Source organism: Arthrobacter sp. 135MFCol5.1, from assembly GCF_000374865.1.
GTDB lineage: Bacteria > Actinomycetota > Actinomycetes > Actinomycetales > Micrococcaceae > Arthrobacter.
In genome coordinates this window covers 81,118-102,244 of sequence record NZ_KB895464.1, presented here as the reverse complement: position 1 = coordinate 102,244, position 21,127 = coordinate 81,118, and the positions used below count along the sequence as shown (strand labels likewise).

The following is a 21,127-nucleotide window of genomic DNA, read 5'->3' as shown; positions in this document are numbered from 1 at the left end:
CTAACGGACCGTGGTGAGGTCGTTGTTCTTAGATTCCCGCGTCAGGGCGATGAAGACAATCGACACGAGGGCCATGACGGACAGGAACACCACCACCGGAACGATGCTCTGGCCGGAATCCTTATAGAGGCCGGCGATGATGCCCGGGGTGAACCCTGCGCCGATGAGGGTAGCCAGCTGGTACCCCACCGCGGCACCGGTGTAGCGGGACGTGGTGCCGAACTGTTCGGAGACGAATGCTGCCAGCGGCCCGTACAGGGATGAGTGCAGGACCAGCGCCACGGTAAATGCCACGAAGACCAAGCCCACGTTGCCGGAGCCCAGCATGCCGAACATCGGGAACAGGTAGGCGATGAACAGGGCCAGGCCGGCGATCATCACGGGCCGGCGGCCGAACCGGTCTGACAGGCGGCCGCCCAGGAGGACGAAGACGATGGAGATGGCCGAGGCCCCGGCGAACGCGTACAGCACACCTTGCTGGGGTGCGCCCTTGGCGACGGCATAGGTGACCGAGAAGGTGGGCAGCACCACCTGCAGGCCGAACCCGGCGGCGCCGGCGAACATGATCATGATCAGCGCTTTGGGCCGGCGCAGCACCTCGAGGAGCGGGATCTTGCGCTTGGCGCCGGCCTGGGCCTCCTCCTTGGCCACCGCTTCGGCGAAAATGGGGCTTTCCGAGACCCGGAGGCGGACGAACATGCCCACGATCAGGAGCACGAAGGACAGCAGGAACGGCACCCGCCAGCCCCAGGCAAGGAAGGCGTCCTGCGGAAGGGCCGAGAAGGCACCCATCACCAGGGTGCCCAGCACGGCGCCGGTGGGTGCGCCGGCGTTGACGAAGGACGCTGCGAAGCCGCGCCGCCTGGGATCGGCGTGTTCCAGCGCCATGAGGGCGGCGCCGCCCCATTCACCGCCGACGGCGATGCCCTGGCAGACCCGCAGCAGCACCAGGATCACGGCGCCCCACGGCCCGATGACGCCGGCGCCGGGAATCAGGCCGATGAGGGTGGAGGCGATGCCCATCATGGCCATCGAGATGATCAGCATCCCCTTGCGGCCCACCTTGTCACCGAAGTGGCCGAAGATGATGCCGCCCAGCGGCCTGGCCACGTATCCGGCGGCGAAGGTGGCGTAGGCCGCCACCACGCCCACCCATTCGTCCGTGCCGGCGAAGAAGACCTTGGGGAAGGCCACGGCTGCGGCCGTGGCGTACAGCAGGAAGTCGTAGAACTCGATGGTGCTGCCCAAATAGCTGGACAGGATGACCGTGCGCGCTTCCTTGCGCTTGGCGGCCGTGCCCGCGGGTGCGAGCGTGGTGTGTCCGGACATGGCTGTTCCTAAATACGGAGGAATGTGGGGTTTTTGGGGTTGCCTGAGGCGGCGGCGCCGGAGGGCGCAGCCTGGGTTTGGATCGGCTGTTACTGGTTGAAGCGGCTTACTTGTAGAAGCGGGCCAGGAATTCGGCGACGACGGCGGGCCGTTCCTGGCCTTCGATCTCGATGGTGGCGTTGACCTTGATCTGGGCGCCGCCCTTGACCTCGGTGACGTCGGCGATGGTGGCCTGCATGCGGACCTTGGAGCCGACCTTCACCGGGGAGGTGAAGCGGACCTTGTCCAGGCCGTAGTTGACCTTGGTGGTGACGCCGTCGACGTCGAACAGCTCTCCCCAGAACGGGATGATCAGCGACAGGGTGAGGAAGCCGTGCGCGATGGGGGCGCCGAACGGGCCGTCTTTGGCGCGTTCGGGGTCGGTGTGGATCCACTGCTGGTCGTCGGTGGCGTCCGCGAACTGGTTGATCTGGTCCTGGGTGATCTGGCGGTAGTCGGTGGTGCCGAGGTCCTTGCCGGACAGGGTGAGCAGGGTGTCGAAATCGACGACGAGATTGGGCATCGTTGCCTCCTGGGAGTTGTTGGTTGGGTGGGGAAGTAGTGGTTCAGCGGGTGAAGGCGCTTTGGCCCGTGAGGGCGCGGCCGATGATGAGGGCGTTGATCTCGTGGGTGCCTTCGTAGGAGTAGACGGCCTCGGCGTCGGCGTGGAAACGCGCGACGTCGGCGGCGAGGGTGATGCCGTTTCCGCCCACCACTTCCCGGGCCAGCGCTACGGTGTCGCGCATGAACAGGGAGGTCTGCATCTTGGCCAGGGCCGAGTCCTGGTCGCGGTAGATGCCTTTGGCCTGCTGCTCGGTGAGCCTGACCACCAGGGACAGGCCGGCCGTGACGTTCCCCAGCATGCGGGCCAGTTTCTCCTGGACCAGCTGGAAGGAACCCAGGGTGCGTCCGAACTGACGGCGTTCGTTGACGTAGGCGAGGGCTGCCTCGAAGGCACCTGCGGCTATTCCGGTGGCGATCCAGGCGACGTCCGAGCGCATGGCCCGGAGCATCGCCGCGACGTCCCTGAACGAGTCCACGTTGTGCAGCCGCATGGACTCGTGAACACGGACGCCTTCCAACGTGATGTGGGCGTTCTGCATCATCCGCAGGGCCGTCTTCCCGTGGATCTTCTCCAGCGTGACCCCGTCGGCCTCCCGGTCCACGAGGAAGGCCTTGACCTGTCCGTCGGCTGCATCCCTGGCGAAGACGGCCAGGACGTCCGCGGTGGCGGCGCCGCCGATCCAGCGCTTGGCGCCGTCAAGGATCCAGCCGTCCCCTTCACGGCGTGCGGTGGTGGAGAGGCCGCCGGCGATGTCCGATCCATGCTCGGGCTCGGTCAGGGAGAAGACGCCCTTGAGCGAGAAGTCGATGACCCGGGGCATCCACTCGCGCTGCTGCTCCGCCGAGGCGCCCACCCGGATGGCGGTGCGGAACAGGCCGGCCTGGGCGGTGTACCAGGTGGCCAGCGAGGCATCGGTGCGGGCAAGTTCGAAGATGCGGAAGCCCTGGTAGATTCCGCGCGCGGGCCCATCTTTGGTGAGCTCCGCAGGTTCCATCAGGTCCAGGTCGATCAGGGGGCGGGCGAGCTGCTCCGGGAATTCGCCGCGTTCCCAGTACTCAGCCAGCAGGGGTTCTGCTTCCCGGTCCAGGAAGTCCCGCAGCCGGGCCAGGACCCGGCGCTCGTCCTGTGTGAGCAGGGACTCGGCGTCGTACCAGTCCGCTGCCTCGTAGAGCCGGGCACCCACGCCCGCAGCCGTCGTCGTGCTGCTGGTGCCCATCTCAGCCACCCAGCCCGAGGAGGCGCACCGCGTTGTCCTTGAGGATCTTGGGCCGGACCTCGTCCTTCAGGGGCAGGTCCGCGAAGGCACCGAGCCAGTTCTGCGGGGTGATCAGCGGGAAGTCGGTGCCGAACAGCACCTTGTCCTGCAGGTAGGAATTGGAAGCCTTCACCAGGGACTCCGGAAAGTACTTGGGCGACCAGCCGGAGAGGTCGATGAACACGTTGGCCTTGTGCGTGGCGATTGAGTTTGCCTCGTCCTGCCACGGCACCGAGGGGTGGGCCATGATGATCTGCAGGCCCGGGAAGTCCGCGGCCACGGCGTCCAGCAGCAACGGGTTGGAGTAGGCGAGCTTGATGCCGTACCCGCCGGGCAGGCCCGCTCCCATGCCGTTTTGGCCGGTGTGGAAGATGGCCGGCAGGCCCAGTTCCTGGAGGGTCTCCCACAGCGGGTAGAAGCGTTCGCTGGACGGGTCGAAACCCTGCAGGGACGGGTGGAACTTGAAGCCGCGGGCGCCGAGTTCAACGGCCTGGTGCTTTGCTCCGGCGATGGCGTCTTCGCCGGTGCGTGGATCGACGCTGCCGAACGGGATCAGGACGTCGTTGTTCCGGGCGGCGCCGGCGATGAGCTCCGGGATGCTGTTGGGTTCGTGCTTGAGCTGGGTGCGGGCGTCCACGGTGAAGACGACGGCGGCCATGTTCAGTTCGCGGTACACCTCGGCGATGCGGTCCAGGGACGGGGTGCGGTCCTCGGCCTTAAAGTACTTGGCGGAGGCTTCGGTCAGTTCCTCGGGCAGGGAGCCGTGGCCGCAGCTGTCCACCTCGAGGTGGACGTGCATGTCGATGGCGTCGAGCTTCGCCGGGTCGATGGCCACTTCGTAGCGATCGGCCATGGTCAGCGGGCCTCGGCGGGCTGGGCGGGCTTCAGGTCCTCCGGGAGCGGGAGGAATTCCTCGCCGTAGCTCTGCAGCGTTTCCGGGGTGAACAGCTGGCCGGCGTTTTCCTGCAGCGCCTCATAGCTCCAGCCGCCCTCGTGGTACTCGGTGGTGGCTGCCTCCGGGTGGGTCCAGACCTGCAGCCGGTCACCGCCGGCTCCGATGGCCTGGCCGGTGATGGTGGCTGCCTCGTCGGAGGCGAGGAAGGCAACCAGCCCGGCGACGTCGTCGGCCGTTCCAAAGCCCAGGTCATGGCGGAAGAAGGACGGCATGGCCTCGCCGCGCTCGTCCGCCTCCACCGCCTTCTGGAAGTAGGGCACGGTCTTGGTCATGGCTGTGGCTGCCACGGGAATGACGCTGTTGACCGTGACGCCTGCCTTCTTCATTTCCAGCGCCCAGGTGCGGACCATGCCCACGATGCCGGCCTTGGCGGCGGCGTAGTTGGTCTGGCCGAAGTTGCCGCGCTGCCCGGTGGGCGACCCGATGGTGATGATGCGGCCCTGCACGGTGTTTTCCTTGAAGTACGCGAAGGCCTCCCGGACGCAGGTGAAGGTGCCCTTGAGGTGGACGTTGATGACCAGGTCGAAGTCCTCGTCCGTCATCTTCAGCAGGGACTTGTCCCGCAGGATTCCGGCGTTGGTGACCAGGATGTCCAGCCGGCCGAACGTGTCGACGGCTCCGGCCACCAGCGCCTTGGCGGCGTCGGTCGCCCCTACCGGAACCACCACCGCGGCGGCCCGGCCGCCGTCGGCCTCGATCTGCGCCACAGCCTGGGCGGCAGTCTCGGCGTTCACGTCGTTGATGACGACGGCGGCGCCCTGGCGGGCCAGTTCCCGTGCGTAGGCAAGGCCAAGGCCCTGCCCGCTGCCGGTGACGATTGCAACCTTGCCGTTCAAGCTCATTGGCCTGCTCCTTCGCATGCGCCGGCCGAAGCCGTTGGGGTGGTCCCACTGCGGTGTGAGATCCTTGTTGGGATCAATGAAATTACGGATCATTGAAAAAGTCAACGATTGTTTTTTACACCGGAGTTGTGATGGCCACCTTGGGCACCGAAGTTCAGACCCCCCGCCTTGCGGCAGCGAGGATCGGCAGTGATGTGGGCCTGCTGCTGGCCAAACTGCACGCCGCCGGCTCGGTGCTGAACAACAAGGCCCTGGCTGACTTTGGCCTGCGGGAGCGCTCCTTCTCGGTCCTGACGCTGGCGTGCAGCGGGCTGGAGCCCACGCAGCGGGAACTGGCGGACTTCCTCAGCCTGGACCCGAGCCAGGTGGTCACACTGGTGGACGACTTGGAGCGCCGCGGGCTGGTGGAAAGGGCGCAGGGGAAGCAGGACCGTCGGGCCAAGATCATCGTCTCCACGGCCGAGGGCCGCAGGATGCATACCAAGGCCCGGGCAGCCCTGGACGCCGCGGAACTTCACCAGCTGGCCGGACTGACCGACGGTGAGTCCCAGGAACTGAAGCGGCTTTTGCGCAAGGCCCTGTGGGGCACGGCGGAGTAGGCGTCCGGCTGGATTTCTGTAATTCTCATCGTCCCGCTGTGGCTACCACGACCCCGACGTTTCTTCGACGAGGTTTCGGACGACCCAGAATCCCCTGACGCCTCCCGTCAAACGCCGGGTCCCCACGGCAGAGCCGCCTAGACACGGCCTATGCCGTACACGTCATCCGAGCGCCCGCTGAAGGATCCTTTACCGGGCACCCTGGGGGGATTACCTATCGGGGAAGGTCAATAGGCCCTGGTTCTGTTCGCGACGTCGCGGTTTCGGATGTCTGCCACGACCTGATGAACTCCGGAATGCTTTTGCCATGTTCTGACCGGGACGAAATAGTAATTGGCGGGGATGCTGATTCTTTCCAGACCTGGACCAGGTGCTGCTCGGTCGGGGCGTCCACAACGAGGTCAAAAGCTGCATCGCGGCCGGTACTGTGGACCCTTGCACGGTAGCTGCCCTTTTCGTCACCGGTTACGTTGCCAATGTCCTTCATTTCCCAATCCGTGGGGGTATTGAAGTAGGCCCGCCCTTCCGGCAGTGTTAGGGACACTTCGTGGACGTCTTCCCACACAGGAGCCGCGGCTTCCGGACGTTCTTGCAAAACCTCGATCGCCAATTCGACTGGTCCCGAATGCACTCCGGTGAACACCAGAGGCACTCGAAGGGCTTCCGGTTCTTGGCCCCGTCTGGCAGCTTGCAGCGCCGCTATAGGGTCTAAAGGAGGGAACGGATCGACAACCAAATCCACGGCGTGGCCAACGGCGCGTATGACAAAGGCGGCTGACTCGATCACAACCTCAGCCTAGCGTCGGCTGCTTGTGCCGTAAGTGGATCCTTCAGCGGGCGCCGCCGACCCTGAGGTAGTTGTCCTCCGCCGAAAGTGAGTTTTGGTTTTTCAGCCAAGGCACCCAGCTAGATCGCGGTATAGAGCTGGTCAAGGGTAAGTGCTCCAATAACGAGGCTAGCCATGCCGACCATGCCCGATCCGATGGTGCAAAACTTTTTTGCACGGGTCCCAGGACGTAAGAAACTGGCGGCGGACAGACCTAGAGCTAGGACTCCGGCACCCCCAATGCATAGAACTGCAGAAAAAGGGTGGATGGGCAGTCCGTCAGCCAGGAACAAAGTGAGCGGAAACGCCAGAAGGACTAACGCCGCACCTACCACTGCTGTCAAGACCAGGGCGACCCGGCTCCATCGAAAAGCGCTTATCACCTTGCCCCCTAATTGGATTGGACTACCTCTATCTTCATCTCGCCGGTCGCCGCTGGCCACCCTCGACAAACTCTGTCCGCTGGGGGATCCCCACCGGACGCCGCTGCGGAGGATGAAAGAAAGGTCCGCCGACCGGGTAACGGTGCCTGATGTTGTCGGGCTGCCATTTCATGTCGGTCGCGATGTGGCATGGGAAGCTGGCGTGAGCCTGGCGAACCCGGATCCCGATGGACCGCCAATCGGCGCCCTAGCTTGGCCCGGACTTTTCTACAACACATCGCAGCGTCCCGCCGCCGGCACCATCGTCTATCGCTGGGATTCTGTGGCAGTCGAGGTTGTCGCGCACGGAAATGCGGAGTCCAACGCATGGCTGAAGCACCCTGATGCCCCGCCCGCGGGCTCTTCCCACGCCACGACTCCGCAGCCTGAGCAACGCGTCGATCTCACGGAGACGGAGCCTCCATTGGAGTGACCTGCAAGGCACTGAGCAGCGGATATGAATACCGGCAAGGTCGAGCAACGTCTTCAGTTCGGTTTCCCATGCGCCCTGTAAAGGATGGTGCATGGGCCACCTGCTCCCGACTTCGCGGCGTAGGCTCGGGCCTATGCGGATTGTGCGAGCTGCTCCAGATGACTCCGTCGGAGGTGGCGATCTACCGCCGAGCTACAGAGTGCGTTTTTGGTTTCCACCGCCGGCCATGAATTTCGCCTGGCTCGTTGATGAATGGGATATCACCGATGCCAGAGAAGTCACTGACGTTATAGCCTGGGCAAGAAGCAAAGCAGGAGGAAATCCCTTCGAGATTTTCCTCCGCTGGGAGGATCACCATACCTCCAAAAACGATCAGCCAGAGCCGTACTCCCGGTATGCACTGATCTACGGGAAGCCTGCCGTCGAAGACGCGACCACAGAGACCATCTCCTTGAAATCGAAGTAAACCGAGCGACGCTGGGGCGCCCACTTGGGGATCGGCTTACGGGCGCGTGACCGTACCCACAAGGACGTTACTGTGAATTTTGCGCCAGCCGTCTGATTCAAGAGAACGGGTATCGAAGCCGGTTGTCACCAGCTTTACAGTGGGCTGGCCGATGTGGCTAACGGTGACGATTTCACGGTCACCAGTAATCCCATCGCTACAGCCTGTGAACCACTGGTCGGGCTCGTCGACTGGGTAGACGGCAATGCACGCAGTGGCGTGGTCAGAGCTTTCGGCTGCGTAGTACTTCACGCCAGCGTCCTCGGTGAGAAACCGGAAGCCGGACGGCAGGTTGGGGTTTACACTGCCGATTTCGGCGGGAATATCGTCTTTGGCTTCTGCGGTCCTTTGGACGGCGGCGATTCCTGAGTAGCCGGAGCACCCGGTCAGAGAAAGCAGGGCAGAAACGGCGGAAACAGTCGTCACTGTGCGGTATTTCAATGTTCCCCCAAACAGTTTGAAAACCCTACCCTACCCAAGACAGAAGCGGGACTGGTTCCCTGGTGGGCATAGTCCTCGATAAAGGCACCCACTAACCTGAGCTCCTGAATCAGCGCGGTGTCCGGTGAGGGATCCCTTACCGAACGCTCTGCAACTCGCGTCTTGGTGTAACGCTAGGAACGCTCAGTGACAAGGTGCTCCTTCCGGGCGAACAGCTTCCTTCTCAGTGGGGGGAGCTGGCGCGGATGCCCCACTGGATTTCCCGCTCGCGGCGCTCAAGTCCATGGACCGCAAAGCCATCGAACACTAAACCGTCGGTAGGGTTGGCCCATGGCACACCTTGTCGAGCACCTTGAACAGTATCTGGGGACCATTGCCGTGGGGTGGTCCAAGGATGCAGACGGCCACCCGCAGCATGCGCAGGTCATCAGGCTCGTTGACGGGCCGATAGAGGGTGTGACCTCGTATTCGACTCTGGGTCTCAGCCGGTACCCGCTGGCCGTGCCGGGTAAGGCGTCCGTCCGGATGGAGCTCCTGATAATGGTCCGAAGCGGCCACTTTGAGCGCTTCGTCCCGTCGATCTTGCAGCAGCTCGTGGATGGTGTGATCCACCAGGGGCGGGCGCCTCTGCGGGGTGAGGTCATCGGCCCGTGGGGGCCGCTGGATCCAGACACCGGCCTTGAAGCCTTCTACTTCGGTATCCCCGTCTACCAGCCGAAAGCGTTCGCGACATGTGAGGACCCCGAGGGGCCGATCGTCATCTCTTGGCTCATGCCGCTCTACCCTGCCGAACCTGGCTTTGTTTCGACGCATGGCTGGCCGGCCTTGGAAGACCTCTTGGCCGAACACGACCCGGACCTGACGGACTGGCGCCGACCTTCGCTGCCAGTCCACACCATATAGATGGTCGCCGCGGCCGGTACAGAATCCTTCTACGGGCGCTCCGATTACTGCCCCGGCGTCCTCCGTCTAACTCTGCGAGTACATGCTCAATGGGGGGGGTTGCTACCAAGAAAGACGGCTAGCGCTCCCGCTGAGATCAGCGCGATGAGCCCTGCCGTGACAAGCCCGAGCATCACCCCTGGCGGCGTGTAGCCTCTTTCGTTCAGCGCGATGAAAGCGACCGTTACGAGCGCGGCGAATACGAGCAGGCAGCCGATCACCGCGCCAATCCACCTTCGAATTGATGAGTCCGCTCTATTTCCGAGGGCGCGGCGGACCAGTTCCAGCCCAATCACGGCAATGACTTGCCAACACAGGACCGCGCAGACACCCCAGAGGATTGCCTGGCGAGCGAGAGAACCCACTTCAGGGAAAAGGGAGACCGTCCGCTCCACCGCCGCCGGCCAAACCCACACCTGCACCACGACGGACAAGAGAAGTAAGGCCACCAGTGCGAATAAGATTCCCCGGCTAAAAAACAGGCTCGGCTGAACGGTGCGTTCTTTAACGTTACCCATGGCCGAAGCGTAACCCTCCGCTTTGAGATGGCGCAGCCACTCGGAAATGGAATCAAATGATGCCACGCCGCCTTCCTCAACCGTCCCATAAGACGATCCCTTACCGGACATTTGCCGTCGGCGTAATTGAGGTGTGCTGCCGGCAGTCGTCGCCTTCCGGCAGCGGAATGGATAGGTCCGCTGGGGGATCATCATCTGACCGTCTTAGTGGACCCCCGACCACTTAGAGGCATGTCATCCCTATCGCGTGGAAGGCTTTGGCATGTACTTCGGCCCCCACTATTTCGCCTGTCAGTGGGCTATGTCTTGGAAGTATTGGGCGATGTCACAGTTTCCGATCATCCTTGCCAGGTTGACTGGTGTCTGCCCGGTCGCATTGGCGTGCAGGGGGTCCGCGCCGTGGGAGCGGAGGAGATGGATGAGTGCGCCTCGGCCCTTGGAATTGAACACGGCGACCCAGAGGGGTGTGTTGCCGAAGACGTTTGCCGCATCGACGGTTGCTCCTGCAGCGATCAAGGCTAGGGCCGCGGCCTGGGCGAACTCCTGCGCTGCGAGATGAAGCGGTGTAAAGCCTTGGCCGTCGGCGACGTCGGGCGATGCTCCTGTGCCCAGCAACCGTACTATCGCCTCTGCATCGTCTTCCAGGGCTGCGTAGTGGAGCGGGGATCGGTCACCGGGATCCCTCGGCCGCCTGGGCTCTTCGCGCCTGCTCATTCAGCGCTACCGACGGCGGCAAGGCGCTCACGCACTTCGGCCGGCCGGAAATCGTAGCCAGTGGCGCGAGCGGCAGTCCAATTGAGGCCGATCAGAATTCCGTCGCGTTCGAGGCCGTCGACCCAGCGCGTGCGCCAGATGTCCAAAGGGATTGCTGCGGGCTCGAAGTCCGCGTAGGCGGGAACGTTCGCGATAACCTTTTCGGCTCTGCTGCGAAGAGACCAGAACGGCATGTTGCGATCACCGTCTCCGTTAATCGGGGCCGGGATGCCACCTGTGTCACGGATCGTCCACACCTGACTGTTCTTGAGGATTTCTTTGTAGAAGGCGGCTGCCTGCGCTGCGCTGACGCTCATGTCGAAAAGCCTATGGCCTGCCTGCGGCTGCTTCGAATTCTGCCTTTTCCAGGGTCTATTACTCGGCCCAGAACCGACGGCGGTCATCATGGGCGCCAATGGCGACCGGGGGAACATGTCGGTCCCCGGGTAGGCTGGCGTTGCGGTCGAGTCTCCTGCGTCCAGGATCAAACTGTGTCGACACGTATGCCCTGCCTTCACTCAAGAGGAGACTGCCCTGTCCGGAATCCACGAACCCAACGTGATCGATCTCGTGACGCACGATCCGGTGCGCGACGAATACAAGCTGATCATGGTCGAAGACCGTCCATGGGCGGGCGCTCCCGGGCAGCTTGAGCAGCTGAGGGAGAAGATCAACAATTACGCCATGTTCGTCCTCGATGAAGGTCTCCTGCGCTCATACCCAGAGGCGGCCGGACATCCTGTATGCATCCAACTGGACTGCGTGAGTACGCCCATTGCAGAGATTCAGGAACTCATTGACCTGGCATCGGAAAGACTCCGTGATTACGGCATCCGGTTCGCCGTAAACCACCTTGGCTGAACACCGCTTCATGGATCGCCTCTCTCTGGCACAGAAACACCGGCCACGCCCCGAGCATCTCCGCTGCGAAAACAGTCCCAGGACCGGGAACCTTTTCCAGACCTGCGGACACTACAAGGTATGAGGCATATGGGGGAATCCGATGAGAACCTGTGGAGTGCGTGCGTCGGCGGCGACGCTGACGCTTTCGGTGCCCTGTTCAACAGGCACGCCGACGCGGTCTTCCGCTACTGCCTCTCCCGCTGCGGGTCCTGGCACGACGCCGAGGAACTCGTCTCGATCACTTTCCTGGAGGCCTGGCGGCAGCGGAACAAGCTCAAACCGCAAAAGGACAGTCTTCTCCCGTGGCTCCTCGGGGTCGCCACGAACGCAAACCTCAACCGAGCCAGGGCATCACGCCGGTACGCCGACTTCCTGACCAGGCTGCCGCATTCCGATCCCAGGCACGACGAACACGAGGCAGACCATGCCGAATCCGTCACCTCCCGGGTCGACGCCGAACGTGAAGTCCATGCACTGCTCGATACAACTGCGGGGCTGCACGAGGGGGAACGAGACGTCGTGATCCTGTGCCTGATGAACGGAATCAGCCAGGAAGACGCAGCCAGAACCCTCGGCATCCGCGTTGGGACCGTGAAATCAAGGCTGCACCGGGCAAAGGCCAAGCTCACCCAGATAAACCAAACCCCAGCGCCCGTCGACCAAATAGACACCACGATGATTGAAGCGAGGCTGTCATGAACCTGCCCGAGATCAAGTACCCGAAAGACACCAAAGACCGCGTCCGGAACCTGCTCGTCCAGGAAGCACGCCGCACACCGAAGCGGTCACGCAAATGGCTTGCCCTCCCCGTCGTGATCGCCGTTGCCGGCACCGCCCTGGCCGGGACCACCGCCGCCGGGGTCTACACAGCTATTGCCCCGGTCAACGACAAACGCGACATCCGCTGCTACTACCGAGCCGACCTCACCACCACATACCCCGTCAAAGCAGACCCTAAAGTAATCATGCCGCCCTACCTCAGCACGGGGATGATGATGGCAGGATTCGACGCGAAGAATAACCCAAACCCAGGTGACCCGAACGCAGGAATGCAACAGATCACCGACCCGATCAACCAGTGTGGCCGCCTCTGGGACATGGGATCGATGAACCCCCAGGGGATCACCGACGACCTCATCCCGCACGATTTCGTCAAAACCAAGCCCACGGCCGACCCCGGCAAGTCCAACGCCAACGGGATGCCAAGCGATAAGTACGGCAATCCAATCGGCGGCCCTGCCGGGCCGAACAAACTCATCGGCCACTACGTCCCGCAGCTGACCGCGTGCGTCGTCGACAACAGCGTCGCCGTCATCCCCGGAGGACCAGAAATCTGCGCCCACCTCGGAATCCCCTCCCTAGAGAAATAGCAGAGGTGTCGTCCGGGAAGGGATCGTTTAAGCGGGCGCTTTTGGATGCGGGACTGTGGGTCAATCTCGTTGCGGAAGGCCGCACGGTCTCGCTGGTTATGAGGGACCACCATTTTTGAAGAGATCCGTCCACCTCTTCCGCCGCGGACGAGTGTGGGCACGCGTCAGCTCACGCATCGCCTCGTAACGGGGTTGGTCCATGAACACGCCGAACCAATTCCACTGAACCCCGGAAAGGATGGCGTCGCCACTCATCACGGACCCGTCCCGGTAATCGGCCGCGGGAGGCCGGGGAATGCCCATGGCGATCACCTCACCGATGTCCGCGTTGAACGCGGAGGCTCTCTGCGCTGTGCTGACACTAAACAAGTTCGGCCGTATTCTAGTCGTCCCCTGCCTGAGGGGATTGGGAACTTCACTGTCGGTATACAGGGGAGGCGCGGTGGCCATGAACTCTTGAGTCGGCAGCTCCCCAGTGTCCTCCCATAGCAGCAGTTCCACCACCGGGTTTTCAGTGCCTTTTGGCCAGCCGGGGCTGTGCCCTACCACCACCACGATCGCCCGCTTACCGCCCGGAGACCGCAGCAACACAGCATCACCGACGTCAAACGCCACACCGTGCGGCACCGGACGCTTCAAACGCTTCGGTGCCGGCTGCGGTCCGGCCAGCTTTATCCGAAGCCTCTCCAACACTTGCTGCCGCTGTTTCGCGAGGTCAGGGTCCTCCTCTTCCCAGCGGGCAACGTCGCCCCCACGGTTGAGGATGTCCAGTGCAGTGTCGCGCACGTCGGGACGGAGCCGGCCCGTCTCGTACTGGGCCGCGGCCAACGCAAGCCAAAACACCAAACCTTCATCCGGGTCGTCGGCCTGCGCCGCATGAGAACTGACGAGCTTTGCCGTCAGTTCCTCGGCCGGAATTCTGTCGAGAATCCCTTCTCGCCAGTCCGCACGCACATCAGCGGCCATGTCATCGGAAAAAATCGCAGTGCCCCAGCTACCCATAAAGACAGCATAAACACGACCCCGCACTCCAAGCGGAGACCGTCAGCCCCAGCGCTCAGAGTCCGACGACTTCTACAGATCCCCCCTCCAACGGAGAGCACCGGCCAGTCTCAGTTGAGGATCCCTCACCGGGACATTCCAGCAGAGCCATGCGTCGTCAGTCGTCTGGCGGTTGCGTATTGGGGGGCTGGGGTTTCGTAGGGCGTGTGCTGCGCTTGTTCGAGGTGGCCCGGGGCGGCGCGGAGGCTGTCAGCGAGGTCGAATAGGACTCTGATGCCGGCCTAAAGGGCGCTCCTGCTCCTGTGGGGCGGTGCTTGGTCCGCGGTGTAAGCTGCGCTCCCGATTCCCGCGTCACTGTCACACGAGCAGCGCCTCGAGCTCCGGAAGTCGGCGGAACAGCTCGGGGAGGCCGCGCACCCCGTTGCGCACGGAATCGTGCGACAGCGCGAGGTCAGGGCCGGTGCTCGCCTCGACGCCGGCGAGGCACCGGAGGATGTTCCACCTCGTGTGCCCCAGCCAGCCGCCAATCATGAAAACAAACCAGCTTGGACCTGGCGGCGGCAGCGCCCCGCCCCCCGCGACATAGCCGTCGAGAACCGAGCGGAAAATGGCGGGCTTGATGTCGTTGAAGCCAGGTCCCTTCGCGAGGCTCAGCGCGGTCGAGCCGAGCTCACCGGACAGGTCGAGCATCCCCGAGAGCTCCCAGTCGAGCACCACCGGCCGTCCCTCTCGAGCGAGCAGGTTCCATGGTTGGATGTCCCCGTGGGTCAGCACGACGGGGCCGGGCCGTTCGCAGGTCTCGACGAAGTGGGCAATCGCGAGGAACGTCTCGACATGGGAGGCGAGCTCGTCGGCCCACGGTTGCCGGGTGGCCACCGCCCGCGCGGCGAGCTCGGCCCAGTCCCTTGACTTCGGGTCCTCGACCGACACACCGGTCCACGCGACGTCGAGCGCGTGGATGCGCGCGAGGATCTCACCGATCTCAAACGCGTACGCCGCCGACACCGGCGCTTCGGGCACCTTCTCGCCTTCGACCCACCGGTGAACAAGCGTGTAGTGGCTGGCCGAGAGCGGCTCCGGCATCGGAATGCCGGCAGCGAAGGCCGCCCGTTCAAAACTGAACACGTCCTCGACGCGATAGGTCCGGCGGCGGTCGACGAGGTTCAACTCTTTCACCGCGAACGACCCCTGATCGGTGTCGAGTCGGTACATCCGGTTGGCGAACCCGCCGTGGACGCGGATCATCGGCCCGGTCGGCGTACCGAGATCCGAAAGGTCCATCGAGTCATTCTAGGAGCCGGCACTTCATTGATGCACCGAACTTTCCCGTACATCGCTCACCGCGCGCTTGAAATTCCGGTAGATCGCTTCCCCGGCGCCTCCAGGAGCGGACCCAACCCGACTAGAACATGACGAGTGCACCTCCTGATTCGGAGACACAGTGTGCCTCCATACCTGGCTCTGTTCCTCAATTCCCAATTGTCGACCCGCCGGCCTCCCGGTACTAGAGGCCTCACCGCCTGACCGTGGACGAGGGTTCGACCAATGCGCCCGCAAGCCGGTCGTCCACCGGACGTGCCGGCGCTGCCCATCGACTCTTTCCAAATCCGTGTGCATCCGCCAAGTCCGGATTCCCGTATACCCCGCCCGAATTAATGCCCGGTGAAGGGGCCTTATACGCTACAGCCCGAAGCATGCTCATCGGTAATGCCCGCTACTCGACCAGCAACCAGGACCTCACCGCCCAGCGTCATGCCCTCCACGGCCTGGGAGTCAACGACGACATGGTCCACGTCGACCACGGAATTACCGGCACTAAACGAGACCGGCCCGGCCTGAAAAAGGACCCGGCGGCGTGCCGCAACGGCGACACCTTCGTTGTCACCAAACTTGACCGGTTGGCAAGGTCCCTGCCGGACGCAAGGGATATTGCCGAAGAACTCACACGCAAGGGCGTAATCCTCAACATCGGAGGCAGCATCTACGATCCCCATGACCCGGTTGGAAAGCTGCTGTTCAACGGCCCGGGCATGGTCGCGGAATTTGAGTTCGACCTTATCGCGCCCGGACCCGTGAAGGCATGGCGGTGGCGAACGTGATCGCTCCCCGGCAGTGAGGGCACGGCCTTGGAGCTTCCGTGGAGAAGACTCTCGACCAAAATGACGCCTCCTGCAGTGGACTTTGAACACTCCGATTTCCATACCCGTCTGCACGCGTCCCGTACTTTCGGGGCAGCGTGTGCAGACGACTTCGGAAAATGAAAGCCACTTTGATTGCCAGTCATCGAGAGGGATCGTGACCTTTTCGAAGCCGGCATAGTTGGCGTCGCCCTACGCTCTGGCGTCGCCACCCATCTTTAGATCTGGGTCCGCCGCTCTGCGCGGCCGGCCGCTGCTTGAGGCGTGGGATCCTGGCGACGTCCGCCGGCAGTACACGCAATACGTCGATACCTACGGCCCGGTCCCCTGGACCCGCACCAGCTCAGCGGCGAAGAGGCCTTCTGGCTGCGGACCGGGGTCATTGACGCGTGGCGGGCGTTCCCCTGGGAGGACCCCGGCCTGCCGCCGGAACTCCTCACCCGCGAATTTTCCGGGTCAGGGCGTAGGACCCCACCGCCTATGCCGCCCGAACCGCCGCCAGTTCCGCCGCCAGGAAGTCCAGGGCGGGCTGCCCCTCGGGAAGCCCTGCCGTGTGGTTGAGGTGGCCGTGGACGGCACCCCGGGCCAGGAAGGAGGACACCGGAACCCCGGCCCGCTCCAACGAGGAAGCAAAAAGCTCGGTCGAGCCGCGGGCGTCGTCGTATTCGCAGGCCAGGAGCGCTGTGGGCGGAAGGCCGGCGGGATCGGCATACCCGGGCATCGCATAGGACGGCGCCATGCTGACAGGTCCGCCCACGTAGTTCTCCGCCGTGCGGATGCAGTCCTCCAGGGTGAACCGTAAATGCCGGGGCAGGCCGGCCATGACCGCCTCGTCGAGGCCGCCGGCCGGCGGCGGGAGTTCGGCATGAAGGAAGGGGTAGGCCAGCAGGAGCTTGGCCGGCAGCGGCTTGCCCGCGTCAACCAGGTAGAGCGCGGCGCCCACGGCAAGGTTGCCGCCGGCACCGGCACCGCCCAAACAGAGCAGGTCCGGATCCAGCCCCAGGGATGCGGCGTTCTTCCGCGCCCAGAACCATCCCGTCAGGGCATCGTCATGCGGAATGGGGTAGGAGACCCCGTCCCGTGCCAGCCGGTAGTCAACGGACAGCACCGGCGTCCCCCGGTCCGCAAGCACCCGGGCCAGGTAATCAGATTCGGGAATGTCCACGCTGCCGCTGACGAAGCCGCCGCCGTGCAGCCACACCAGGGCCGGGCTGCCGGTTCCGGATGCTTCGCCGTAGATCCGGAGCGACACCGGCCCGTGCCGCCCGTCCGCAGTGACCGTGTGGATGGGGACGTCGGGGCCAGGCGTCCGGACGGCGTCGGGATTCAGGAACCGCGGGCCTTCAGGGCTGGCAAGGTATTCGGCGAAACCGTCGGCGGTTCCCCCCGGGCCGCCGGCCGTGGGAGCCTCCGCGGCAACCGCCGTCGGCTCTGTCCGTGGTGTCATGGCGTGCCCAGCTTCCTGGAGAAGTAGCGGACGGCAGAGTCGAGGATGTCCGCCATCCTGTCCTCCGCGCCGAAGAAGCAGTGGTCGGCGCCCTCGATGGTCACCACCTCATGCTCCACCCCCGCCTCGGCGAGCGCAGCGGCCAGCAGGTCGGTCTGCGAATGCGGTACCAGCCCGTCGGAGTCACCGTGCACCAGGAGGAACGGGGCGGCGCCGGCGTCCACGTAGCTGACCGGGCTGGCCGCAGCCAGCAGCTCCGGATCATCCGAGCCGCCCACCAGCATGTACTCAGGCTGCAGGGACATGCCCGGCGGCACCGCCGCGGTCAGGGCAGCGGGAAAGAGGCCCTCAGGCATGGACATGGGAGGGATGTCCACCAGCGAGGAAACACCGTAAAAGTCGACGACGGCGCTGACGCCACTGGAGTGCCCTTGCGCACCAAGTCCGCCTTCAAGGCCGCCGTGGTTGCCGGTCAGTCCAAGGAGGGCCACCAGGTGGCCGCCGGCAGATTCACCCCAGGCGCCGAACCGGTCCGGGTCGACGTTCAGCTCTGCGGCAAATTCGCGCAGGTACCGGACGGCGGCTTTGAGGTCGTGGAGCTGGGCGGGGAAGGGTGCCTCAAGGGAGTGCCGGTAGTCAGCCGTGGCACAGGCAATGCCGGCCTCGTTGAGCAGCCGGAACACCGAGTTGGGTGCGAACGTGGGCGGCAGTTCCCGGCGGTCGCCCAGCTGGAACGCGCCACCGTGCACCCAGAGCACCAGCGGTGTGGGGCCGGACGCCTGGCGCGGCAGCCAGATGTCCAGCTTCAGCGGCCGGAACCCGATGGCCCGGGCATACGTGATTTCCCGGTGCACTGCGGACACGTCGGAGACCTGCTCCGGTGTTCCGGGCGCGTCAAAGACGGGGAACGCCGGAACGTCCCTGCCGCCCGGCCGGGAAACGTCAGGACGGGCGGGGTCGAGTATGCCGGTAGCGTCTTCCACTGTCATAGTGTGCTCCTCATCAGTTCGGGTTTGGCAGCGTCCCCACCGGTGGCGGCAACGAAAGTATGGATTCCCGGCCCGACGACGACGGCCGGTTCGCCGGGCAGCAGCACCTCCGCGGTGGTGCCGGCGGGGATCGTGGCAGTGAGCGTCAGCCCGGCGTCGTGCTGTTTCCCCGGTGACGCTGCCCCCTCCGCCACGGCCCACTCCACCTGGATCAGGCCGCGCGGCCCCAGGTGGGAGGTGGAGGCGGAGGCCAGCCCGGCGCCGGGGCGTGGCTCGATGATGATCCGTTCCCAGCCGGCGCTTCCCGGTGCCTGGCGCAGCCCGGCCGTATACCGGTGCAGGAAGGTCACCACGGCCCCCTTGCTGTAGTGGTTGAGGGATTGGTGTGCGGTGCCCGCGGCGTCGATGCCGTTCCACAGCTCCCACACGGTGGTGGCGCCGCGGTCCACCATGGCCAGCCAGGACGGTTCCGTGTCCTGCATAAGCAGCTGGTAGGCCAGGTCCAGTTCACCGTTGTCGGCCAGGACGGGGAGCAGGTATGGCGTGGCCAGGAAGCCCGTGCCCAGGTGCGTGCCGGCGTCCCGGATCAGCTCCGCCAGCTGCGCGGTGACCCCGGCGCGGCGGTCGGGGCCGACCAGGCCGAAGGCCAGGGCACGGACGCAGTTGGCCTGGCTCGGTTGGGTGACGCGGCCGTCCGGGCCGAGGTATTCCGTTTCCCAGGCGTCCCGGATCCGGCCCGAGAGTTCTGCCAGCTCGGCAGCCTCGTCGTGGCGGCCCAAAACACTCACGATGCGTGCCATCAGGTCCGTGGTGTGGCGGTAGTAGGCGGTGGCCACGATGCCGTTGTCGGCGCTGCGGGCGGCGAAGAGGTCCGGCTCGGGACCGTCCGGCTCCATCCATTCGCCGAAATGGAAGCCCGTGTCCCACAGGCATTGTTCGTGCGGTGCCGGGGTGGGGTGCGCGGCGGCCCTGGCGGGGTGCCGCCGGGTTTCGGCGGAGGTCCGGACGAAGCCGAGCCAGCGCTTCATCGCGTCAAAGTTTTCGGCCAGGATCGAGGCGTCACCGGTGGCCAGGTAGAGCTCCCACGGCACCATGACGATCGCGTCGCCCCAGCCGGCGGAGCCGTTGGTGAAGCCCATGAAGTCGGCCGAGGTGACGGCGGGGCCGGCCGACGGTGAAATGTTGGCGATGACGCCGTTCTGCCATTGGTCCGCGCGGACGTCCCGCAGCCACTTGCGGGAGAACCCGGTGACGTCGTACAGGTAGGCGGCGGCGGGGACGAACAGCTGCCAGTCTCCGGTCCAGCCGGCTTTCTCGCGCTGGGGACAATCGGTAGGGACTTCGCAGGAGTTCCCCAGGAAGCTCCATTCCGCGATGTCGTGGAGCGTGTTCAGCCGCTCGTCGCTGCACCGGAAGGTGCCGATGCGTTCCAGGTCCGTCCGGACCAGGCAGCCGGTGACGTCCTCGGGATGCAGGTCCCGGCGAAGGCCCTGCACGGACACGTACTGGAAGCCATGGGTGGTGTGGCGGGGTTCGAAGACCTCGCCGGGCGCGCCGGAGGAGATGACCGTGTCCACCTGGCCGGCGTCGAGGTACGCCCCAGGTGAGCGGAAATTGTGCGGGCGCAGGTGGTCCCTGGTGGCGTCACTGTCCGCGCCGAGCGCCTCGGCGTATTCCAGCGTGACGATGTCGCCCGGCGCCCCCAGCTGGGTGAGGCGGATCCAGCCGTGGATGTTCTGGCCGAAGTCCACCACCTGGTTGCCGTTTGGAAGGCGGGTGATGGAAACGGGGGTGAGTTCCCGGGTGACCCGGGTGGGCGGGGCGAGGGGTCCGGCCAGGGCGTCCACTCTGCCGGGACGGACGACGGCGGGACGGGGCCCTGGTGCCGTGCCTCCGGCAGGTGCGCGGCCGGCGTCGTCCGATCGAAAATCGACGCGCTGGCCTGCCATGAGGTCCGCGCTGGTGATCTCCGTAGCGGTCACCTGCCACGTCGCGTCCGTGCCGATGACCTGACTGCCCGCCCCGGACTCCAGCTCGAGCTGCGCCAGGAGGGCCGTGTGCGTGCCGTACGTGTCGGCGTCGCGCGTGTAGCCGAAGCTGCCGCGGTACCAGCCGTCGGTGAGGACGGCGCGGATGGTGTTGACGCCTTCGCGGAGCAGGCCGGTGACGTCGTGGGCCTGGACCTGGAGGGTGGTGTTGTAGCTGGTGGAGCCGGGGGTGAGCTGCTGGTCTCCGACTCGGCGGCCGTTGATGAAGAGCTCGTAGATGCCGTGGGCAGTGGCGTAGGCGCGGGCCTGCTCTGGGGCGGTCTGCAGGGTGAAGGTTTTTGTGAGGGCCCAGCCGGGCCGCTCCCCGGGGGCGGGGACGTCCTCATCGCCGGGCCCGATCCACTGCGCCGTCCAGTCGGAGGCGTGCAGGAGGCCGAGCTCTACGGACATCGGTTCGGACCAGCCGCTGGCCGTTTCGGTGCCGGCGGGGTCGATGTTCCAGGTGCGGACCCGCCACTCGAACCGGCTGCGGGAGTCCAGCGCGGGGCCGCTGTAGGGGATGCCGCCGCTTTCAGCCGACTCCACCCTGCCGGTATCCCAGCCGTTGCCGGCTGTGATCCGGTAGGCGGCCTGGCGGACGGTTCCGGCGGGCGGTGTCCAGCTGAGCCGGGGTTCGCGGATGGTCAGGCCCATCGCCTCGGACAGGTGTTCGGCCCGAAGCCGGGTGGGGGCGGTCATGCGGCGGGACTCCTGGAGTGCGGTTGCTGGGAGTTCCAGCATCGCGTGCCGCCACCGGTCCCCCACAGGGTGCTTTCAATGGTTGGAATAGTATTGTGGTTCAGCTCACTGCGGGCCACCGCAACGAT

At 65.0% G+C, this 21,127-nt stretch carries 22 protein-coding genes and 1 pseudogene; 8 read left to right on the top strand and 15 right to left on the bottom strand.

Annotated features, from left to right (window positions below; genetic code table 11):
• From C563_RS0116995 to C563_RS0116975, 5 genes are all read right to left on the bottom strand, one after another.
• Positions 1-1,329, bottom strand: coding sequence for an MFS transporter (locus tag C563_RS0116995; RefSeq protein ID WP_018763273.1), 1,329 nt, complete (start codon positions 1,327-1,329; stop codon positions 1-3).
• Positions 1,330-1,435: 106 nt separating this feature from the next.
• Positions 1,436-1,891, bottom strand: coding sequence for a MaoC family dehydratase (locus C563_RS0116990; RefSeq protein WP_018763272.1), 456 nt, complete (start codon positions 1,889-1,891; stop codon positions 1,436-1,438).
• Positions 1,892-1,934: 43 nt separating this feature from the next.
• Entirely contained in the window at positions 1,935-3,149 is a 1,215-nt protein-coding gene (locus C563_RS0116985) for an acyl-CoA dehydrogenase family protein (protein ID WP_043424376.1), read from the bottom strand.
• 1 nt (position 3,150) lies between these two features.
• Complete coding sequence (locus C563_RS0116980) at positions 3,151-4,041, bottom strand: 4-hydroxyphenyl-beta-ketoacyl-CoA hydrolase (RefSeq protein ID WP_018763270.1); 891 nt, start codon at positions 4,039-4,041, stop codon at positions 3,151-3,153.
• Positions 4,042-4,043: 2 nt separating this feature from the next.
• The gene (locus C563_RS0116975) at positions 4,044-4,985 is read right to left on the bottom strand and encodes an SDR family NAD(P)-dependent oxidoreductase (RefSeq protein ID WP_018763269.1); all 942 of its coding nucleotides are present in this window, start codon (positions 4,983-4,985) and stop codon (positions 4,044-4,046) included.
• Positions 4,986-5,116: 131 nt separating this feature from the next.
• On the opposite strand from C563_RS0116975, the gene C563_RS0116970 reads away from it, so the two are divergent.
• Positions 5,117-5,584: a MarR family winged helix-turn-helix transcriptional regulator gene (locus C563_RS0116970; protein WP_018763268.1), complete on the top strand. Its 468-nt coding sequence runs from the start codon at positions 5,117-5,119 to the stop codon at positions 5,582-5,584.
• A gap of 214 nt (positions 5,585-5,798) precedes the next feature.
• Here C563_RS0116970 and C563_RS22495 read toward each other — a convergent pair whose 3' ends face one another.
• Positions 5,799-6,371, bottom strand: coding sequence for a hypothetical protein (locus C563_RS22495; protein ID WP_133247097.1), 573 nt, complete (start codon positions 6,369-6,371; stop codon positions 5,799-5,801).
• Between the two features lie 985 nt (positions 6,372-7,356).
• Between C563_RS22495 and C563_RS22490 the strand changes: the two genes are divergently transcribed.
• Positions 7,357-7,731 (top strand): hypothetical protein, encoded by a 375-nt coding sequence (locus tag C563_RS22490; protein WP_155845204.1) that lies wholly within the window; start codon positions 7,357-7,359, stop codon positions 7,729-7,731.
• A gap of 36 nt (positions 7,732-7,767) precedes the next feature.
• Here C563_RS22490 and C563_RS0116960 read toward each other — a convergent pair whose 3' ends face one another.
• Complete coding sequence (locus C563_RS0116960) at positions 7,768-8,196, bottom strand: hypothetical protein (RefSeq protein WP_018763266.1); 429 nt, start codon at positions 8,194-8,196, stop codon at positions 7,768-7,770.
• Between the two features lie 345 nt (positions 8,197-8,541).
• On the opposite strand from C563_RS0116960, the gene C563_RS0116955 reads away from it, so the two are divergent.
• Complete coding sequence (locus tag C563_RS0116955; RefSeq protein ID WP_018763265.1) at positions 8,542-9,114, top strand: suppressor of fused domain protein; 573 nt, start codon at positions 8,542-8,544, stop codon at positions 9,112-9,114.
• A gap of 86 nt (positions 9,115-9,200) precedes the next feature.
• Here C563_RS0116955 and C563_RS0116950 read toward each other — a convergent pair whose 3' ends face one another.
• The 3 genes from C563_RS0116950 to C563_RS0116940 all read right to left on the bottom strand — a co-directional run bounded on the left by C563_RS0116950 (position 9,201) and on the right by C563_RS0116940 (position 10,741).
• A complete protein-coding gene (locus C563_RS0116950; protein WP_018763264.1) occupies positions 9,201-9,737 on the bottom strand; it encodes a DUF2975 domain-containing protein in 537 nt (178 codons plus the stop codon).
• 225 nt (positions 9,738-9,962) lie between these two features.
• Complete coding sequence (locus C563_RS0116945; RefSeq protein ID WP_026265004.1) at positions 9,963-10,385, bottom strand: ankyrin repeat domain-containing protein; 423 nt, start codon at positions 10,383-10,385, stop codon at positions 9,963-9,965.
• Positions 10,382-10,741 (bottom strand): DUF2750 domain-containing protein, encoded by a 360-nt coding sequence (locus tag C563_RS0116940; RefSeq protein WP_018763262.1) that lies wholly within the window; start codon positions 10,739-10,741, stop codon positions 10,382-10,384. Before C563_RS0116940 ends, C563_RS0116945 begins: the two co-directional genes overlap by 4 nt.
• 166 nt (positions 10,742-10,907) lie before the next feature.
• Here C563_RS0116940 and C563_RS0116935 point away from each other — a divergent pair, with 166 nt between their 5' ends.
• The 3 genes from C563_RS0116935 (at position 10,908) to C563_RS0116925 (ending at position 12,697) form a co-directional block, all read left to right on the top strand.
• Positions 10,908-11,285, top strand: coding sequence for a DUF6572 domain-containing protein (locus tag C563_RS0116935; RefSeq protein WP_331271256.1), 378 nt, complete (start codon positions 10,908-10,910; stop codon positions 11,283-11,285).
• A 129-nt stretch (positions 11,286-11,414) separates the two neighbouring features.
• The gene (locus tag C563_RS21540) at positions 11,415-12,026 is read left to right on the top strand and encodes an RNA polymerase sigma factor (RefSeq protein ID WP_018763260.1); all 612 of its coding nucleotides are present in this window, start codon (positions 11,415-11,417) and stop codon (positions 12,024-12,026) included.
• On the top strand, positions 12,023-12,697 hold the full coding sequence (locus tag C563_RS0116925; protein ID WP_018763259.1) for a hypothetical protein: 675 nt from the start codon (positions 12,023-12,025) through the stop codon (positions 12,695-12,697). The genes C563_RS21540 and C563_RS0116925 overlap by 4 nt, the downstream gene beginning before the upstream one ends.
• Positions 12,698-12,793: 96 nt before the next feature.
• On the opposite strand, the gene C563_RS0116920 is transcribed toward C563_RS0116925, so the two are convergent.
• Positions 12,794-13,699 carry a hypothetical protein gene (locus tag C563_RS0116920; RefSeq protein ID WP_018763258.1) on the bottom strand — a complete coding sequence of 302 codons (906 nt, stop codon included), beginning with the start codon at positions 13,697-13,699 and terminating at the stop codon, positions 12,794-12,796.
• A 357-nt stretch (positions 13,700-14,056) separates the two neighbouring features.
• Positions 14,057-14,980: a phosphotransferase family protein gene (locus C563_RS0116915; RefSeq protein WP_018763257.1), complete on the bottom strand. Its 924-nt coding sequence runs from the start codon at positions 14,978-14,980 to the stop codon at positions 14,057-14,059.
• Between the two features lie 413 nt (positions 14,981-15,393).
• On the opposite strand from C563_RS0116915, the pseudogene C563_RS21535 reads away from it, so the two are divergent.
• Together C563_RS21535 and C563_RS23060 are read left to right on the top strand one after the other, a co-directional pair.
• Positions 15,394-15,791: pseudogene (locus tag C563_RS21535) on the top strand (recombinase family protein); the annotation flags it as partial.
• A gap of 310 nt (positions 15,792-16,101) precedes the next feature.
• On the top strand, positions 16,102-16,398 hold the full coding sequence (locus C563_RS23060; protein ID WP_081624202.1) for a PaaX family transcriptional regulator C-terminal domain-containing protein: 297 nt from the start codon (positions 16,102-16,104) through the stop codon (positions 16,396-16,398).
• Here the strand turns inward: C563_RS23060 and C563_RS0116905 are convergent.
• The 3 genes from C563_RS0116905 to C563_RS0116895 are packed head-to-tail and all read right to left on the bottom strand — an operon-like array spanning position 16,316 to position 20,999.
• Positions 16,316-17,284: an alpha/beta hydrolase gene (locus C563_RS0116905; protein ID WP_018763256.1), complete on the bottom strand. Its 969-nt coding sequence runs from the start codon at positions 17,282-17,284 to the stop codon at positions 16,316-16,318. The genes C563_RS23060 and C563_RS0116905 overlap by 83 nt on opposite strands.
• Positions 17,281-18,273 (bottom strand): alpha/beta hydrolase, encoded by a 993-nt coding sequence (locus C563_RS0116900; RefSeq protein WP_018763255.1) that lies wholly within the window; start codon positions 18,271-18,273, stop codon positions 17,281-17,283. Before C563_RS0116900 ends, C563_RS0116905 begins: the two co-directional genes overlap by 4 nt.
• On the bottom strand, positions 18,270-20,999 hold the full coding sequence (locus tag C563_RS0116895; protein WP_043424384.1) for an alpha-L-rhamnosidase: 2,730 nt from the start codon (positions 20,997-20,999) through the stop codon (positions 18,270-18,272). Before C563_RS0116895 ends, C563_RS0116900 begins: the two co-directional genes overlap by 4 nt.
• Positions 21,000-21,127 lie beyond the last annotated feature (128 nt).

Bases quoted from the DNA above. Each gene is read 5' to 3' on its own strand.
- C563_RS0116995 (WP_018763273.1), bottom strand. From the start codon at position 1,329: ATGTCCGGACACACCACGCTCGCACCCGCGGGCACGGCCGCCAAGCGC.
- C563_RS0116990 (WP_018763272.1), bottom strand. From the start codon at position 1,891: ATGCCCAATCTCGTCGTCGATTTCGACACCCTGCTCACCCTGTCCGGC.
- C563_RS0116985 (WP_043424376.1), bottom strand. From the start codon at position 3,149: ATGGGCACCAGCAGCACGACGACGGCTGCGGGCGTGGGTGCCCGGCTC.
- C563_RS0116980 (WP_018763270.1), bottom strand. From the start codon at position 4,041: ATGGCCGATCGCTACGAAGTGGCCATCGACCCGGCGAAGCTCGACGCC.
- C563_RS0116975 (WP_018763269.1), bottom strand. From the start codon at position 4,985: ATGAGCTTGAACGGCAAGGTTGCAATCGTCACCGGCAGCGGGCAGGGC.
- C563_RS0116970 (WP_018763268.1), top strand. From the start codon at position 5,117: ATGGCCACCTTGGGCACCGAAGTTCAGACCCCCCGCCTTGCGGCAGCG.
- C563_RS22490 (WP_155845204.1), top strand. From the start codon at position 7,357: ATGGGCCACCTGCTCCCGACTTCGCGGCGTAGGCTCGGGCCTATGCGG.
- C563_RS0116955 (WP_018763265.1), top strand. From the start codon at position 8,542: ATGGCACACCTTGTCGAGCACCTTGAACAGTATCTGGGGACCATTGCC.
- C563_RS0116945 (WP_026265004.1), bottom strand. From the start codon at position 10,385: ATGAGCAGGCGCGAAGAGCCCAGGCGGCCGAGGGATCCCGGTGACCGA.
- C563_RS0116940 (WP_018763262.1), bottom strand. From the start codon at position 10,741: ATGAGCGTCAGCGCAGCGCAGGCAGCCGCCTTCTACAAAGAAATCCTC.
- C563_RS21540 (WP_018763260.1), top strand. From the start codon at position 11,415: ATGGGGGAATCCGATGAGAACCTGTGGAGTGCGTGCGTCGGCGGCGAC.
- C563_RS0116925 (WP_018763259.1), top strand. From the start codon at position 12,023: ATGAACCTGCCCGAGATCAAGTACCCGAAAGACACCAAAGACCGCGTC.
- C563_RS0116920 (WP_018763258.1), bottom strand. From the start codon at position 13,699: ATGGGTAGCTGGGGCACTGCGATTTTTTCCGATGACATGGCCGCTGAT.
- C563_RS0116915 (WP_018763257.1), bottom strand. From the start codon at position 14,980: ATGGACCTTTCGGATCTCGGTACGCCGACCGGGCCGATGATCCGCGTC.
- C563_RS0116905 (WP_018763256.1), bottom strand. From the start codon at position 17,284: ATGACACCACGGACAGAGCCGACGGCGGTTGCCGCGGAGGCTCCCACG.
- C563_RS0116900 (WP_018763255.1), bottom strand. From the start codon at position 18,273: ATGACAGTGGAAGACGCTACCGGCATACTCGACCCCGCCCGTCCTGAC.
- C563_RS0116895 (WP_043424384.1), bottom strand. From the start codon at position 20,999: ATGACCGCCCCCACCCGGCTTCGGGCCGAACACCTGTCCGAGGCGATG.